Consider the following 15,102-nt stretch of genomic DNA (forward strand, 5'->3'; position numbering starts at 1 on the left):
TCACGTCGGTCCCGCCCACCCTACGGGTTCACCGGCCGACGAAAGGATCCCTTCGCTCAGTGCCCGGTGCTGCCGCCGACCACAGCGTCGCTTTCGGCCGCCTTGGCCTTGCGGCCGCGCTTGGCCTTGGCCTTCGGCGGCGGCGGGGCGATGCCGGCCAGGCTGCCGCCGTTGTCGTTGACGCGCAGCACGAACGGGCGGGTCTCGGTGTAGCGGATCACCGACACCGACGCCGGGTCCACCACGATCCGCTGGAACGCGTCGAGGTGCTGGCCGAGCGCGTCGGCGAGGATCGCCTTGATCACGTCGCCGTGGCTGCACGCGACCCACACCGCGTGGTCGCCGTGCTCGGCGGTGATCCGGGCGTCGTGCGCGCGGATGGCGGCGACGGCGCGGGCCTGCATCGCGGCCAGCCCCTCACCGCCGGGGAACACCGCGGCCGACGGGTGCCCCTGCACCACGCGCCACAGCGGCTCCTTGACCAGGGTCTTCAGCTCCCGCCCGGTCCACTCGCCGTAGTCCACTTCGGACAGCCGCGCTTCGACGGTCTTGGTCAGCCCGCGGTCGGCCGCGAGCGGGGTGACGGTCTGCTTGCAGCGCAGCATCGGCGAGACCACCAGCTCCGCCACCGGCACCCCGGCCAGCCGCGCCACCAGCTTGTCCGCCTGGGCCCGGCCGGTGTCGTCGAGGCCCACCTTCGGCGTGCGCCCGGCCAGCACCCCGGAACCGTTGGCGGTGGACTTCCCGTGCCGCAGCAAGATGACCGTGCTCACGACGCCACCCTAACCGGTGATCTCCGCCGGTCAGCTCCCGACCGGGCCCGCGCCGGGGTCGAGCACGCCGGCGAAGACCAGCCCGAACAGCACCACGCCCAGCACGAGCCGGTACACCACGAACGGCACGAAGCTGCGCGTCTTGATGTAGGACATCAGCCACGCGATCACGACGTACCCGACGCCGAACGCCACCAGCGTCGCCAGGATGGTCGGGCCCCACTGGGCGGTTTCGCCGTTCTTGCCGATGTCGGTGAGCTTGTACAGGCCCGAGCCGAGCACCGCGGGCAGGGCGAGCAGGAACGAGTACTCCGCCGCGTCCGCGCGGGTGTAGCCCATCAGCAGCCCGGCGCTGGTCGTGCCGCCGGAGCGGGAGACGCCGGGGATGAGCGCCAGCGCCTGGGCGAAGCCGAAGCCGAGGCCGTGCGGCGCGGTCAGGTCGTCGAGCGTGCGCCGCTGCTTGGCCACCCGGTCGGCGATGAGCAGGATGATGCCGAACACGATCAGCGTGGTGGCGGTGATCCGCAGGTCGCGGAACGCGGTGTCGATCTGGTTCTGCAGCAGCAGGCCGAGCACCACGATCGGCAGCGAGCCGACGATGATCAGCCAGCCGAGCCGGGCGTCGGGGTCCTGGCGCCAGTCCTTCCGGTAGATCGAGAAGAACCACGCCCGCAGGATGCGGCCGATCTTGGCCGCGAAGTACAGGATCACGGCCAGCTCGGTGCCGATCTGGGTGACCGCGGTGAACCCGGCCCCCGGGTCGTCCCAGCCGGCCAGCGCCGCGACGATCCGCAGGTGCGCGCTGGACGAGATCGGCAGGAACTCCGTCAGCCCCTGCACCAGGCCCAGCACCAGCGCCTCGAACCACCCCATCAAGCCACTCCCGCTCGTTCGCATGCCTCGGCGGCCGCGATCAGCGCCGCCCCGTGCCCGCCGGTGTCCCCGAACGGGGTCACCGAAAGTGTCGTCACGCCCGCGCCCGCGAACTCGGCCATCCGCCCGGCGATCCGGTCCACCGGGCCGAGCAGCGACGTCGCGTCGAGGAACTCCAGCGGTACCGCCGCCTGCGCGCCCTCGTAGTCCCGGGCCAGGTACTTCTCCTGCACCTCGGCCGCCGCGGCCTCGAAGCCCATCCGCGCGGCGAGCCGGTTGTAGAAGTTCTCCTCGCGGCTGCCCATGCCGCCGAGGTACCGCGCCGCGTGCGCCCGCACCGCGTCGGCGCAGGACCGCCAGTCCGGGCCCACCACCAGCGGCACGATCGGGGCGACGTCGAAGCCGTCCAACGTCCGGCCCGCTTTCCCGGCGCCCGAACGGATCCTCGCCAGCTGCTCGCCCGCGTGCTCCGGCGAGAAGAACAGCGGCAGCCAGCCATCGGCGATCTCACCGGCCAGCGCCAGGTTGGCCGGGCCGAGCGCGGCGAGGTAGACCGGGACCTGCTTGCGCTCGGGCCGGAACGACAGGCCCAGCACGGTGCCGGGGCCGTCCGGCAGCGGCAGCCGGAAGTGCTGACCGTCGAACTTCACCCGGCGGCGCGACTGGACCGCGCGGACGATCTCGACGTACTCCCGGGTCCGGCCGAGCGGGCCGGCGAACCGGACCCCGTGCCAGCCTTCGGACACCTGCGGGCCGGAAACGCCCAGCCCGAGCCGGAAGCGGCCGCCGGACAGGGTGTCGAGCGTCGCGGCCGTCATGCCGGTCATCGCCGGGGTGCGGGCCGGGATCTGCAGCACGGCGCTGCCGACGTCGATCCGCTCGGTGCGCGCGGCGATCCAGCCGAGCACGGTGACGGCGTCGGCGCCGTAGGCCTCGGCGGCCCACACCACGGCGTAGCCGAGCTCGTCCGCCCGCTGCGCCAGGGCCGGATTCGCGGTCACGCCCCCCGCGCTCCCGTAACCCAGGCTGAGTCCGATGTGCACGATTCGAGACTCTAACGGGGGCCGCTGTCACGACACGGCGTCACCTTGGTCAAGTCCCCGCGGGCCCGACCACTAGGCTCGGCCGTCGTGGAGAAGCGACAGTTGGGCCGTTCGGGCCTGCGGGTCTCGCGGATGGGCCTCGGCACGATGACCTGGGGCAGCGACACCGACGCCGACGAGGCGGCCAGCCAGCTCGTCGCGTTCGTCGACGCCGGCGGCACGCTCGTGGACACCGCCGACATCTACGCCGAGGGCGAGGCCGAGCGCCTGCTCGGCAGCCTGCTGGGCGACCTGGTGCCGCGCGACGACGTCGTGGTCGCCACCAAGGCCGTCGCCCGCCGCACGGAGGGCCCGTTCGGCGGGGGCGCGTCCCGCGGGGCGCTGCTGTCCGCGCTGGAGGGCTCGCTGCGCCGGCTCGGCACCGACCACGTCGACCTCTGGCAGCTGCACGCGTGGGACGCGTGCGTGCCGATCGACGAGACGCTGTCGGCCCTCGAGTACGCCGTGAACAGCGGCAAGGCCCGTTACGTCGGCGTCTCCAACTACGCGGGCTGGCAGCTCGCCACGGCCGCCGCCCGGGCCGCCGCGGTCGCGCCGATCGTCGCCGCCCAGTTCGAGTATTCGTTGCTGGAGCGCGGAATCGAGCGCGAGGCCGGGCCGGCCGCCGAACACCACGGGATCGGGCTGCTGCCGTGGGCGCCGCTCGGCCGGGGCGTGCTCACCGGCAAGTACCGCACCGGCACGCCCGCCGATTCGCGCGGCGCGTCCAGCGTCTTCGCCGGGTATGTGGAGCACCACCGCACCGACCGCGCGGCCCGGATCGTGCAGGCCGTCGCCACCGCCGCCGAAGGGCTCGGCACCTCGCCGCTGGTGGTCGCCCTGGCCTGGGTGCGCGACCGGCCCGGGGTGGTCGCGCCCGTGGTCGGCGCCCGCGACACCGGGCAGCTCACCGGCTCGCTGTCGGCGGAAGCGCTGAACCTGCCGACCGCCATCCGCAGCGCGCTCGACGACGTCAGCGCCATCGAGGCCGGATACCCGGAACGGGGGCCGCATTGAAGCGCAGGTGTCTGTTGAGTGACACGGACGTGACGGCAGGACGATCGTGGGGGATGCTGGTGGGGACACCTCGCCGCAGGAAAGCAGGAGGCTTCAAGGTGCGTCGGCTCACCGCCGCGTCGCGGATCGCGATCCCGCTGGCCGGTGCCCTGGCGCTGTCGGCGTGCTCGTCCTCCGGCCAGGACAACACCGACTCGCTGCAGGTGGTGAACAACCCCGTCGCGGCGAAGGCGGCCGTCTCCCCCGCGGTGAGCGTCAAGCCCGCCGGACAGGTCCTGGCGACCCCCGCGGTCTCCGCGCTGGCCACCGACGAGCAGAGCCACACGCTCGTCGTCGCGCTCGCGCAGCCGCCGTCGGTGCAGGTGTACGACCTCGGCTCGCTGGGCGCGCCCAAGATCACCGTGCCGCTGCCCGGCCCCGCCGAAAGCCTTTCGACCTCCGGCGGCCAGGCGCTCGCGAGCATCCCCACCAAGGGCGTGCTCGCCCGGATCTCCCTGCCCGGCGGGCAGGTGCGCACCGAGCCCGTGGCCGGGCAGCCCGCGGCCGGCGTCACCGACGGCGCGGACACGGTCGTCGCCGTCCGCGACCGCAAGGCCGTGGAGGTGCTGGCCAACGGCGCCGTCACCAAGACCATCACCGGGCAGCTCTACAGCGCCGACGACGTGATCGACACCGGCCAGAACGTGGTCGTGCTGGACCGGCTGCGCACGGCCGTGTTCAGCGTCGACGTGAACGCCGGGACGATGGGCGAGGGCCTGCGGGCCGGGGACGGCGCGGCGAACGCGGTCGCCGACTCCTACGGCCGCGTGCTGGTCACCGACGCCCGCGCCGGCGCGCTGCTGGCGTTCTCCACCGGCCCGCTGATCCTGCGCCAGCGCTACCCGGTGCCGGGTGGGGCGTACGGCATCGCCTACGACAAGCAGCGCAGCCTCGCGTGGGTCACCCTCACCGGCGCCAACCAGGTGGTCGGGTTCGACGTCCGCGGCGGCGAACCGACCGAGAAGTACCGCTTTCCGACCGTGCGCCAGCCGGATTCGGTGGGCGTCGACCAGCGGACCGGCCGGGTGATCGTGGGCTCGGCCGCCGGGGAAGGGACCCAGGTGATCCAGCCATGACAACGGTCGACGAGGCGGTGGTCGAAGGGGATTGGGAGTATCGCCGCCTGCGGCTGCCCCCCGGGGTGTCCCGCAAAGCGGCGATGGTCCAGCTGTCCATCCACGCCGAGTTCGCCGGCTGGGAGTTGCGCAACGTGCGCCTCTACGCCGACGGCACCCGCCGGATCTGGTTGCGCCGCAAGCGAACCGCCGCCGACCGCCTGCCCGGCCTGTCCACCTGATCAACCTCCTGAGTGTTCACGACGGTGAGAACCGTCCAGGACACTCACGAGTCCTCGCGGTAGGCCGCGCGCACCTGCGCGATGATGCGGGGCACGACCTGCGCCGCCGCCTCCAGCGGGACCACGTGGCCGATCCCCGGCAGCACCACGGCCGTCCCGTTCGCCAGGCCGCCGACCAGCTGCTCCACGTCCTCGGCCGCGACGATCCGGTCCCGCTCCCCCACGATCGCCGTCACCGGCAGCCCGCCGACGCGTGAGAGCGCCGCCTCCCGCGCGTACGCGTCGAGCGCCGGCCGGAACTGCGCGACGGTGTGCGGCCAGTTGCCGCGGATCATCTTCACGGTCAGCTCGACCAGGTCCGGGTTCGGGTCGTCGCCGAACAGCCACCACCGCAGGCCCGCGCTCACTGCCCGGCTGGTGCGCTGGCGGACCAGGCCGTACAGCTTGCCGCCGAGCACCAGCTCCAGGTCCTGCGCCAGCTTGCCCAGCGCGTTCGGCCAGGCCGCCGACGCCTCCGTGGCCAGCCGCCCGGACGAGGTCGCGAGCAGCACCAGCCCGGCCGCGCGGCGGGCGAACAGCTCCGGGTGCCGCTGGGTCAGCGACATGATCGCGAGCCCGCCCATGTCGTGGCCGACCAGCACCACGCGCCCTTCCGGCACGGCGCGTTCGAGCACCTCCGCCAGGTCGTCGCCGAGCCGGGCCATCGTCGCCGTGCCGCGGTGGGCGCGCCCGGAGCCGCCGTGCCCGCGGTGGTCGTAGCTGACCACCGCGAGCGGCTCGTCGACCGCGGCCGCGAGCGTCGGGCCGACCCGGTCCCAGCTGCGCTGGTCGAGCGCGTACCCGTGCAGCAGCAGCACGGTCACGGCCGCCTCGGGGTCGCCCCGGCGCACGACGTGCAGCGGCGTCCCGTCGGCGAGCGTGAAGTCCGGCATCAGGACGAGCGCAGGAACCGGTCCAGCACGCGGGTGCCGAACTTCAGCGCCTCGACGGGCACCCGCTCGTCGACGCCGTGGAAGAGCCCGGAGAAGTCGAGGCCGGCCGGGAGCTTCAGCGGCGCGAACCCGAAGTTGCGGATGCCCAGCTGCTGGAACGACTTCGCGTCCGTGCCGCCCGACAGCATGTACGGCAGGGTGCGGGCACCCGGGTCCTCGGCGAGCACGGCGGCCGTCATCGCGTCGACCAGCGCGCCGTCGAAGGTGGTCTCGACCGGCGGCAGCTCCATCCACTCCTTCTCGATGTCCGGGCCGAGCAGCTCGTCGAGCTCGCGGTCGAACGCGTCGATGCGGCCGGGCAGGATCCGGCAGTCCACCGCGGCCTCGGCGACCGACGGGATGACGTTCGACTTGTAGCCGGCGGTGAGCATGGTCGGGTTCGCGGTGTCGCGCAGGGTCGCGCCGATCATCCGGGAGATGTTGCCCAGCTTGGCGACCGAGCCCTCGAGGTCGTCCTCGGGGAAGTCCCAGCCGGTGATCTCGGTGACGCCGGCCAGGAACTCGCGCACGGAATCGGTCAGCACCAACGGGAACTGGTGCTGACCGAGCTTCGCGACCGCCTCGGCGAGCTTCGTGACGGCGTTGTCCCGGTGGATCATCGAGCCGTGGCCCGCGGTGCCGCGCACGCGCAGCTTCATCCAGCGGATGCCCTTCTCGGCCGTCTCGATCACGTACGCGCGGACGTTGTCCTTGAGCGTGATCGAGAAGCCGCCGACCTCGCTGATCGCCTCGGTGACGCCCTCGAACAGCTCGGGCCGGTTCTCCACCAGCCACTGCGCGCCGAACTTGCCGCCGGCCTCCTCGTCGGCGACGAAGGCGAACACCAGGTCGCGCGGCGGCACGATGCCGTTGATCTTGTAGTGCCGGGCCAGCGCCAGCGTCATGCCGACCATGTCCTTCATGTCGACCGCGCCGCGCCCCCACACGTAACCGTCCTGCACCGCGCCGGAGAACGGGTGCACCGACCACTCCGACGGGTCGGCCGGGACGACGTCGAGGTGGCCGTGGATCAGCAGCGCGCCGCGCGAGCGGTCGGTGCCGGGCAGCCGGACCACGACGTTGTGCCGGTCCTTGCCGCCGGACTCGACGTAGGTGATTTCGTAGCCGGCGTCGGTCAGCTTCTCCGCGACGTACTCGGCCGCGGCGCGCTCGCCCACGAGGGTTTCGGGGTCGCCGGTGTTGGTGGTGTCGATGCGGATGAGCTCGCTGGTCAGCGTGACGGCCTCGTCCGCGGCGGCGTCGATCAGGTTCGGTTCGGTCACCGGCCATTCCTATCATCCGGCCCGGCCGGACGCCGCCGTCCCGCACCGCGGGACCCGCTACGTGCTTCCGAAGAGACTCAACCGCGCTCGAGCGCGGAGACCACCTCGGACACCGGGCGCAGGTGCTCGTTCAGCAGGCGCAGCGCGGCGGCCGGCTCGTGCGCGTCGATCGCCGCGACCAGCTGCCGGTGCTCGGCGTCGATGATCGACAGCCGTTCCGGCCGGGCCTCCAGCGCGCGGACGGCGACCCGCTGCTGGCGCGAGCGGAGCGTGTCGTACAGCTCGGTGAGCACGGAATTGCCCGCGGCGTTGACGATCGCGCGGTGGAACTGGCGGTCCAGGCCCGAGACGGCGAACCAGTCACGGTCCTTGCCGGCGCGGTCCATCGCCTCGATCAGCCCGGCCATCTCGGCCGGGGCGCCCGCCCGCGCGGCGCAGACCTCGCCGAGCGCGTGGCCCTCGATCAGCCGGCGGCTCTGGTAGACCTCTTCCAGCTCGCGCGCGGTGACCGTGCGGACCTGCGCGCCCTTGCGCGGCAGCAGGCTGATGAACCGCTCGGCCTCCAGGCGGTGGAACGCCTCGCGCACCGGCGTCCTGGACACGCCCACCACCCCGGAGACCCACAGCTCGTCGAGGAACCGGCCGCCCTCCAGCTCGCCGGAGATGATCCCGTCGCGCAGCCAGGCGTACACCCGGTCACGGGCCGGTCCGCCGCCCTCGACCGGAACCGTGCCCGGTGCGGTGGTGGTCATGCCTCTCCCCTCGTCCGGCGCCCGCTTCGGCGCGGTGGCGAGCCTACACCTCTGGACCCGGTGATATCCATCGTGTATACACGGTGCACACAATCTGCGGTGGCTTCGGCCACCCCGTGCGGAGGAGGTCCGGATGCCCCCAGTCCCCGCCGATCGGCGTTACGCCGTCTGGCTTTCCGACCCCGGTTTCGCCGCCGCCGAGATCGCCCGCGGGATCGGCTACGGCGCGGCCGTGCTCGACATCGAACACGGCGCCTTCGACCTGGCGGACCTGGAGCGGTTCGTGCCGTTCCTGCGCTCGCTCGGCCTGGAGGTGCTCGCCAAGGTGCTCGGCCCCGAGCGCGGCCCGATCCAGCAGGCGCTCGACTTCGGCGCCGACGCCGTGGTCATCCCCCACGTGGAGAACGCGGCGCACGCCAAGGCCGTCACCGCCTTCGCGAAGTTCCCGCCGCTGGGCGACCGCAGCTTCGCGGGCGGGCGCACCACGGCGTACGGCGGGTTCACCGACGAGTGGGTGGCCGAGCAGGACCGGCGCACGCGCTGCCTGCCGATGATCGAGGACGCGGGCGCGCTGGAGGACGTCGCCGAGATCCTGGCACTGGACACAGTGGACGGTGTGTTCGTCGGCCCTTCGGACCTCTCGCTGCGTCGCGAGCGCGGCGCCTACACCCGCGCCGAGGGCGACTTCGCGGACCTGCGCCGGGTGGCCGACGCCGCCCGCGCCGCCGGGAAGCCGTGGGTCCTGCCGGCGTGGAGCCGCGCGGAAAAGGAGTTCGCGCTACGGCACGGCGCCGGCCAGCTGGCGCTCACGATGCAGCACGGCGCGCTCGCCGCCGGGCTGACCGCGGCGTTCGAGGAAACGGCCGCGCTTCAAGAGAGCACGGCCGCGGAATGACCACCGCGCAGCGGGCACCGGCGGGCACGCGGGCGCGCACGGCCGGCCGGGTGCGCTGGACGATCGCCGGGGTGCTCGGCGTCGGCACGTTCGTGAACTACGTCGACCGCGTGAACCTGTCCATCGCCGGGCCCGAGATGATGCGGGAGTTCCACCTCAGCGCGGCGCAGCTGGGCGTGGTCTCGTCGGCGTTCCTGTGGACCTACGCCCTGCTGCAGCTGCCGATCGGCTCGATGATCGACCGGATCGGCGTCCGCTGGGTGAACCGGGCCGCGGCCGCGCTGTGGGCCGTCGCGTCGTTCCTCACCGCCGCCTCGGGCGGGCTCGGGCTGCTGCTGGCTTCACGGCTGGTGCTCGGGTTCGGCGAGGCGCCGACGATCCCGGCCGGCTGGAAGGCGATCGGCCAGTGGTTCCCGCGCCACGAGCGCGGCCGGGCCACGGCGGTCTTCGACGGCTGCGCCAAGATCTCCAACGTTATCGGCATTCCGGTGATGGCGTTCCTGGTCACGGCGTTCAGCTGGCACGCGGCGTTCCTCTTCACCGGCGCGCTGAGCCTGGTCTACCTCGCGGTGTGGTGGCTGCTCTACCTGACGCCGAAGCAGGCGCTGGCCCGTGGCCGGCTGTCCGAGGCGGAGTACGCCTACCTGCGTGAAGGCGGCGCGGACGACGAGGACGCGCCGGCGCCCAGCTCGCTCACCGGACTGGGAAACCTGCTGCGGCGCCGCAAGACCTGGGGTCTGGCCCTGGGCTACGCGTCCTACACCTATGCGTACTACGTGCTGCTCACCTGGCTGCCGGGCTACCTGGAGAAGCAGTTCGGCGTCAACCTGCTCGCCGGCGGCTTCTACACGATGATCCCCTGGCTGGTCGCGGTGCTCGCGCAGTTCCTCGTCGGCGGGGTGGTGATGGACCGGCTGATCGCCCGCAGCGGCAACGAAACCCGGGCCCGGCGCCTCGTGCTGGTGACCAGCATGCTGGTCTCGCTCGCCGTCGCCGGCGCCGCCTACGCGGGGTCGATCACGGTGGCGCTGGTGTTCCTCTCGATCGGCGCCGCCGGGCTCGCCGTCTCCGTGCCGGCCGGGTCGAGCATCGTCGCGGTGATCGCGCCCGAGGGCACCTCCGGCACGCTCGGCGGGCTGGTCAACTTCATCGCGAACCTGATCGGCATCGCGGCCCCGATCGTCACCGGCGCCGTGGTCGACCTGACCGGCTCGTTCTCCGGCGCGTTCCTGCTCACCGGCGCGGTGCTGCTGGCCGGGATCTTCTGCTACACGGCCGTGCTCGGCCGCATCGAACGCATCCCCAGCTCCTGAAAGGACACTCCCCCATGGTCGACGTCGCCGTCGCGCAGTTCGCCCCGACCGACGACAAGCCCGCCAACCTCGCCGAGGTGACCCGCCTGGTCGACGAGGCCGCGGGCCGCGGCGCCCGATTGGTGCTGCTGCCCGAGTACACGATGTTCACGGTGCCCGCGATGGACCGGCGGTTCGTCGACTCCGCCGAGGACCTCGACGGCGCCTTCGTCACCGGGCTGCGCGACCTCGCGAAGGATCGCGGTGTCGCCGTCGTCGCCGGGATGAACGAGGCGCTGCCGGGCCGATCCCGGATCTCGAACACGCTCGTCGCGGCCGGTCCGGACGGCGCCATCGCCGCGCTGTACCGCAAGATCCACCTCTACGACGCGTTCGGCTTCCGCGAGTCCGACGTCGTCGAGGCCGGGGAGATCACCGCCCCGGAGACGTTCGAGGTCGACGGCCTCACCTTCGGCCTCCAGACCTGTTACGACCTGCGCTTCCCCGAGGTGACGCGGCGGCTCGCGGACGCGGGCGCCCAGGTGGTGCTGCTGCCCGCGGAGTGGGTGCCGGGGCCGCTGAAGGAATACCACTGGAGCACGCTGGTGCGGGCGCGCGCGATCGAGAACACCGTGTACGTCGCCGCTGCGGACCAGGCCGCGCCCACCGGATCCGGCACCAGCCTGGTCGTCGACCCGATGGGCGTGGTGGTCGCCTCGCTCGGCGAGCAGACCGGCACCGCGGTCGCCGACGTGACGGCCGCCCGGATCGCCGAGGTGCGGGCGAAGAACCCGGCGCTGGAACTGCGCCGCTTCACGGTCGTCGAACGCTGAGCCGGGCGCGGCGGGAAACCGGCGGCGTCCGGTCGCTTACGGGGCCGGGTCCTCTTCCGGTTCTCCCGCGCCACGGCCGATTTCCTTGACCACCGCGGCCGCGCCGGGGGCCGCGGCGAGCCGGTGCGCCAGGTCGAGGGCGACCGTCAGTTCCGTGCCCGCGGGGACGACGTGGTGGACGAGGCCCCAGCGCGCCGCGGCCGCCGCCGTCAGCCGGCCGTCGCCGTCGCGCAGCTGCTGCGCCAGTTCTTCCGGGAGCTCGCCCGGCACCCGCGCGGGCGGGTCCGGCAGCGCGAACTCGGCGTGGTCGGCGGCCACGATCAGGTCGGCCACCAGCGCCAGCTCGAACCCGCCGCCGCGGGCGAGGCCGTTCACGGCGGCGATCAGCGGCTTGCCGACGCGGAACAGGTCGTGGACGCCGGCGATCCCGCCCGCACCGGGCGTCGGGTCCCAGCCGGCGCAGAAGAATTCACGGCCCGCGCCGGTGAGCACGCCGGCGCGGAGGCCGGGGTCGCCGCTCAGCCGCGTCATCGCTTCGTACAGTGCGCGGCTCACGTGCCGGTCCATGGCGTTGCCGCCGGGACGGTCGATGGTCGCGACGAGCACGCCGTCGAAGACTTCGGTGCGGACGACGCTCGGGGACGCGGCGGTCATGGTGTTCCTGGTGGCGCGGAGGACCGGATGCGGGGCACGGTAGCTGCACCGCCCTCCGATGGCAATTCGCCCCTCGACTGACCCGACAGTCAAGCGCCCGCCGCAATTCCCTTTCGCAGCAGCGATCTGGCGGTGCAGCCCGTCGCGAGCCAGGTCGAGTATTGCGATTATCGCAACGCCGGGCTACCGTCCTCCGGCATGGACGAGACGGAGCAGCTGCGGACGCGGGTCCGGGAGCTGATCCGGTCCATGCCGGGAGCCCAGCGGGAGTTCGCCGCCGGGATCGGGCTCGACGAGACGAAACTGTCCAAGGCGCTCACCGGCACCCGCCGGTTCTCGCCCCACGAACTGGTCCGCGTCGCCGAATACTGCGGCGTCACGGTCAACTGGCTGCTCAACGGCAGCGACGACGCGAAGACCGTCACGGCGGTCCCGGCGCCGGCCACGCGGCTGGCCGGCGAACCCGGGCAGTCCGAGCCGCGGCGGCGGATCCTCGAGACCGCCTGGCAGCTCATCGCCGAGCGCGGTTACCACCGGGTGCGCATCGCCGACATCGCGAAGGCGTGCGGCACCAGCACCGCGACCATCCACTACCACTTCCCGAGCAAGACCGAGGTACTGAACGAAGCGTTGCGGCGCAACGTGAAGCTCGCATTCGACCGGCAGGTCGCCGAGCTGCACGCCGTCGACGGCGCCCACGACCGGCTGCTGAAGCTGGTCGAGCTGCAACTCCCGGCCGACGGCGTGCTGCACGCCGAATGGTCGGTCTGGCTGCAGGTGTGGAACGAGGTCTCGCTCAACCCGGCGCTGCGGTCGCTGTACACCGATTCGTACGACCGCTGGCACCGGACCATCCTCATGACCATCCGCACCGGCCAGGAGCAGGACGCGTTCCACGTGGCCGACCCCGAGGCCGCCACCGAGCAGCTCACCGCGCTGATCGACGGCCTCGGCATCCAGGTGCTCACCCACAAGCCGGGCTGCACCGTGGCCACCATGCGCAAGCACCTGCACGACTTCATCGAATCCTCGATCGTCAAGGGAGCCTGATGAACCACGAGGTCATCGTCACCTGCGCCCTCACCGGCGCCGGTGACACCGTCGGCCGGAGCCCGCACGTGCCGGTCACCCCCGCCGAGATCGCCGCCAGCGCGATCGAGGCCGCCAACGCCGGCGCGGCGGTGGTGCACATCCACGTCCGCGAGCCCGGGACCGGGGCGCCTTCGCGGGAGGTCGCGCTGTACCGCGAGGCGGTGCGGCTGATCCGCGAGTCCGATGTGGACGTCGTGGTCAACCTGACCGCCGGCATGGGCGGCGACCTGGTGCTCGACCAGGAGGACCCGCTCAAGCCGGTCGACGGCACGGACCTGGTCGGCGCGCTGGAGCGGCTCCCCCACGTCGAGGAGCTGCTGCCCGACATCTGCACGCTCGACTGCGGCTCGCTGAACTTCGGCGAGGGCAGCCAGCTCTACGTGTCCACTCCGGACATGCTGCGCCTCGGCGCGCGGCGGATCCAGGAGCTCGGCGTCAAGCCCGAGCTGGAGATCTTCGACACCGGGCACCTGTGGTTCGCGTCCAAAATGGTCGAAGAGGGCCTGATCGACGCGCCGCCGCTGTTCCAGCTCTGCATGGGCATCCCGTACGGCGCGCCCGTCGACCCAGGGCTGCTGGGCGCGATGGTGAAGCTGCTGCCCGAGGGCGCGCAGTGGGCGTCGTTCGCGATCGGGCGGGACCAGATGCCGTGGGTCGCGCAGTCGGTGCTGCTCGGCGGGCACGTCCGGGTCGGGCTGGAGGACAACCTGTACCTGGCCCGCGGGGTCAAGGCGACGAACGGGCAGCTGGTGGAGCGCGCCGTCGGGATCGTGAGCGACCTCGGCGCCACGGTCGTCGGCCCGGACCGGGCGCGCCGGATCCTCGGGCTGAAGGAGCGGGTCCATGCCTGACGTATCCGCTGTGGACACCATCGACACTGTCGCCTGCGTCGGCGCGGGCGTGATCGGCGGCGGCTGGGTCGCGCACTTCCTCGCCCGGGGCTACCGCGTCCGGGCGTGGGACCCCGCACCGGACGCCGCCGCGAAGCTCACGCGGCTGGTCGACGCCGCGTGGCCCGCGCTCACCAGCCTCGGCCTGGCCGACGGCGCGAGCCGCGACCACCTGACCGTGACGGCCACCCTGGCCGAGGCCGTCGAAGGCGCCGGATTCGTGCAGGAGAGCGCGCCGGAAGACCTGGCGCTCAAGCAGAAGCTGCTGGCCGACATCGACGCCGTCACCCCGGCCGGCGTGGTCGTCGCGTCGTCGACCTCGGGCTACGGCATGACCGAGATGCAGGTCGCGGCGAAGACGCCGGAACGGCTCGTGGTGGGCCACCCGTTCAACCCGCCGTACCTGATCCCGCTGGTCGAGGTCGTCGGCGGGAAGCTGACCTCGCCGCAGGCGGTCGAGTGGGCCGGCGCGTTCTACCGCCACGTCGGCAAGACCGTGATCACCATGGCCGACGAGGTGCCCGGGTTCATCGCGAACCGGCTGCAGGAGGCGCTGTGGCGCGAGGCCCTGCACATGGTCGCGAACGGCGAGGCCACCGTCGAGCAGATCGACACCGCCATCACCGACGGGCCCGGCCTGCGCTGGCCGGTCCAGGGCCCGATGCTCACCTTCCACCTCGCCGGCGGCGAGGGCGGCATGGCGCACATGCTCGACCACTTCGGGCCGTCGCTGAAGTCGCCGTGGACCCGTCTCGACGCGCCCGAGCTGACCAAGAAGCTGCGCGACGCCGTGGTCGAGGGCTGCGAGGAGGAGGCGGGCGAACGCACCATCGCCGACCTCGTCGCCGAGCGGGACCGGGCGATCATCGCGATCCAGGAAGCCGTCGGGTCGGCCCGCCGTGGGTGAGTCGCTGGTCCACCGCGACCGGGTCCGTCCGGAGTGGATCGACTACAACGGCCACCTCTCCGAGCCGTACTACGTGCTCGTCTTCGGCGACGCCACCACCGCGCTGATGGACGCCACCGGCCTCGACCCGGCCTACCGCGCGGCCACCGGCGCCTCGCTGTACACAGTGGAGGCTCACGTCCGATACCTGCGAGAGGTCGGCGCGGACGCCGGGCTGGAGGTGGCCACGTCCGTGCTGTCGGTCGGGGCGAAGAAGACCCGGCTGTGCCACGAGATGCGCGTCGGCGGCGAGCTGGTGGCCACCGAAGAACTGCTGTGCCTGCACGTCGCCGGCGGTAGAGCCTCGCCGTTCCCCGACGACGTCGCGGCGCGGCTCAGCCGGTACGCCGGCCCGGTCCCGGACTACGCGGGGCGCGCGATCGCTTGAACCCTCCCGAGCACCACCGTCCCCA

At 72.8% G+C, this 15,102-nt stretch carries 17 protein-coding genes; 10 read left to right on the plus strand and 7 right to left on the minus strand.

Annotated elements, in window-relative coordinates; genetic code table 11:
• Positions 1 to 56: 56 nt before the first annotated feature.
• The 3 genes from BMY97_RS06435 to BMY97_RS06445 are packed head-to-tail and all read right to left on the minus strand — an operon-like array spanning position 57 to position 2,689.
• On the minus strand, positions 57 to 773 hold the full coding sequence (locus tag BMY97_RS06435; RefSeq protein ID WP_091613894.1) for a histidine phosphatase family protein: 717 nt from the start codon (positions 771 to 773) through the stop codon (positions 57 to 59).
• Between the two features lie 30 nt (positions 774 to 803).
• On the minus strand, positions 804 to 1,646 hold the full coding sequence (locus BMY97_RS06440; RefSeq protein ID WP_091613896.1) for an undecaprenyl-diphosphate phosphatase: 843 nt from the start codon (positions 1,644 to 1,646) through the stop codon (positions 804 to 806).
• Positions 1,646 to 2,689 carry an LLM class F420-dependent oxidoreductase gene (locus tag BMY97_RS06445; protein ID WP_091613899.1) on the minus strand — a complete coding sequence of 348 codons (1,044 nt, stop codon included), beginning with the start codon at positions 2,687 to 2,689 and terminating at the stop codon, positions 1,646 to 1,648. Before BMY97_RS06445 ends, BMY97_RS06440 begins: the two co-directional genes overlap by 1 nt.
• Before the next feature lie 87 nt (positions 2,690 to 2,776).
• On the opposite strand from BMY97_RS06445, the gene BMY97_RS06450 reads away from it, so the two are divergent.
• The 3 genes from BMY97_RS06450 to BMY97_RS06460 all read left to right on the plus strand — a co-directional run bounded on the left by BMY97_RS06450 (position 2,777) and on the right by BMY97_RS06460 (position 5,081).
• Positions 2,777 to 3,745 (plus strand): aldo/keto reductase, encoded by a 969-nt coding sequence (locus tag BMY97_RS06450; RefSeq protein WP_177231210.1) that lies wholly within the window; start codon positions 2,777 to 2,779, stop codon positions 3,743 to 3,745.
• 98 nt (positions 3,746 to 3,843) lie between these two features.
• Complete coding sequence (locus tag BMY97_RS06455; protein WP_091613904.1) at positions 3,844 to 4,860, plus strand: YncE family protein; 1,017 nt, start codon at positions 3,844 to 3,846, stop codon at positions 4,858 to 4,860.
• Entirely contained in the window at positions 4,857 to 5,081 is a 225-nt protein-coding gene (locus BMY97_RS06460; protein ID WP_091613906.1) for a DUF5703 family protein, read from the plus strand. The genes BMY97_RS06455 and BMY97_RS06460 overlap by 4 nt, the downstream gene beginning before the upstream one ends.
• 44 nt (positions 5,082 to 5,125) lie before the next feature.
• On the opposite strand, the gene BMY97_RS06465 is transcribed toward BMY97_RS06460, so the two are convergent.
• The 3 genes from BMY97_RS06465 to BMY97_RS06475 all read right to left on the minus strand — a co-directional run bounded on the left by BMY97_RS06465 (position 5,126) and on the right by BMY97_RS06475 (position 8,087).
• Complete coding sequence (locus BMY97_RS06465) at positions 5,126 to 6,013, minus strand: alpha/beta fold hydrolase (protein ID WP_091613909.1); 888 nt, start codon at positions 6,011 to 6,013, stop codon at positions 5,126 to 5,128.
• Complete coding sequence (locus BMY97_RS06470; protein ID WP_091613912.1) at positions 6,013 to 7,335, minus strand: M20/M25/M40 family metallo-hydrolase; 1,323 nt, start codon at positions 7,333 to 7,335, stop codon at positions 6,013 to 6,015. Before BMY97_RS06470 ends, BMY97_RS06465 begins: the two co-directional genes overlap by 1 nt.
• 77 nt (positions 7,336 to 7,412) lie before the next feature.
• Positions 7,413 to 8,087 carry a GntR family transcriptional regulator gene (locus BMY97_RS06475; RefSeq protein WP_091613915.1) on the minus strand — a complete coding sequence of 225 codons (675 nt, stop codon included), beginning with the start codon at positions 8,085 to 8,087 and terminating at the stop codon, positions 7,413 to 7,415.
• A 133-nt stretch (positions 8,088 to 8,220) separates the two neighbouring features.
• Here BMY97_RS06475 and BMY97_RS06480 point away from each other — a divergent pair, with 133 nt between their 5' ends.
• From BMY97_RS06480 to BMY97_RS06490, 3 genes are read left to right on the plus strand one after another with little or no spacing between them, the layout of a single operon-like run.
• Positions 8,221 to 8,982, plus strand: coding sequence for an HpcH/HpaI aldolase family protein (locus BMY97_RS06480; protein WP_091613918.1), 762 nt, complete (start codon positions 8,221 to 8,223; stop codon positions 8,980 to 8,982).
• Positions 8,979 to 10,295 carry an MFS transporter gene (locus BMY97_RS06485; RefSeq protein ID WP_091613920.1) on the plus strand — a complete coding sequence of 439 codons (1,317 nt, stop codon included), beginning with the start codon at positions 8,979 to 8,981 and terminating at the stop codon, positions 10,293 to 10,295. Before BMY97_RS06480 ends, BMY97_RS06485 begins: the two co-directional genes overlap by 4 nt.
• 14 nt (positions 10,296 to 10,309) lie before the next feature.
• Positions 10,310 to 11,107, plus strand: coding sequence for a carbon-nitrogen hydrolase family protein (locus BMY97_RS06490; protein WP_091613923.1), 798 nt, complete (start codon positions 10,310 to 10,312; stop codon positions 11,105 to 11,107).
• Between the two features lie 36 nt (positions 11,108 to 11,143).
• Here the strand turns inward: BMY97_RS06490 and BMY97_RS06495 are convergent, their stop codons facing one another.
• The gene (locus BMY97_RS06495) at positions 11,144 to 11,761 is read right to left on the minus strand and encodes an enoyl-CoA hydratase-related protein (protein WP_091613926.1); all 618 of its coding nucleotides are present in this window, start codon (positions 11,759 to 11,761) and stop codon (positions 11,144 to 11,146) included.
• Between the two features lie 198 nt (positions 11,762 to 11,959).
• Between BMY97_RS06495 and BMY97_RS06500 the strand changes: the two genes are divergently transcribed.
• Genes BMY97_RS06500 through BMY97_RS06515 form a run of 4 tightly spaced genes read left to right on the plus strand, consistent with a single transcriptional unit; the run spans position 11,960 to position 15,077 of the window.
• Entirely contained in the window at positions 11,960 to 12,811 is an 852-nt protein-coding gene (locus BMY97_RS06500; protein ID WP_091614622.1) for a TetR/AcrR family transcriptional regulator, read from the plus strand.
• Positions 12,811 to 13,704 (plus strand): beta-keto acid cleavage family enzyme, encoded by an 894-nt coding sequence (locus tag BMY97_RS06505; RefSeq protein ID WP_091613928.1) that lies wholly within the window; start codon positions 12,811 to 12,813, stop codon positions 13,702 to 13,704. The genes BMY97_RS06500 and BMY97_RS06505 overlap by 1 nt, the downstream gene beginning before the upstream one ends.
• Positions 13,697 to 14,650: a 3-hydroxyacyl-CoA dehydrogenase NAD-binding domain-containing protein gene (locus BMY97_RS06510; RefSeq protein WP_091613931.1), complete on the plus strand. Its 954-nt coding sequence runs from the start codon at positions 13,697 to 13,699 to the stop codon at positions 14,648 to 14,650. Before BMY97_RS06505 ends, BMY97_RS06510 begins: the two co-directional genes overlap by 8 nt.
• Complete coding sequence (locus BMY97_RS06515) at positions 14,643 to 15,077, plus strand: thioesterase family protein (RefSeq protein WP_177231211.1); 435 nt, start codon at positions 14,643 to 14,645, stop codon at positions 15,075 to 15,077. Before BMY97_RS06510 ends, BMY97_RS06515 begins: the two co-directional genes overlap by 8 nt.
• The last annotated feature ends 25 nt before the right edge of the window (positions 15,078 to 15,102 follow it).

The sequence above is a fragment of the Amycolatopsis saalfeldensis genome (genome assembly GCF_900110575.1).
Taxonomy (GTDB): domain Bacteria; phylum Actinomycetota; class Actinomycetes; order Mycobacteriales; family Pseudonocardiaceae; genus Amycolatopsis; species Amycolatopsis saalfeldensis.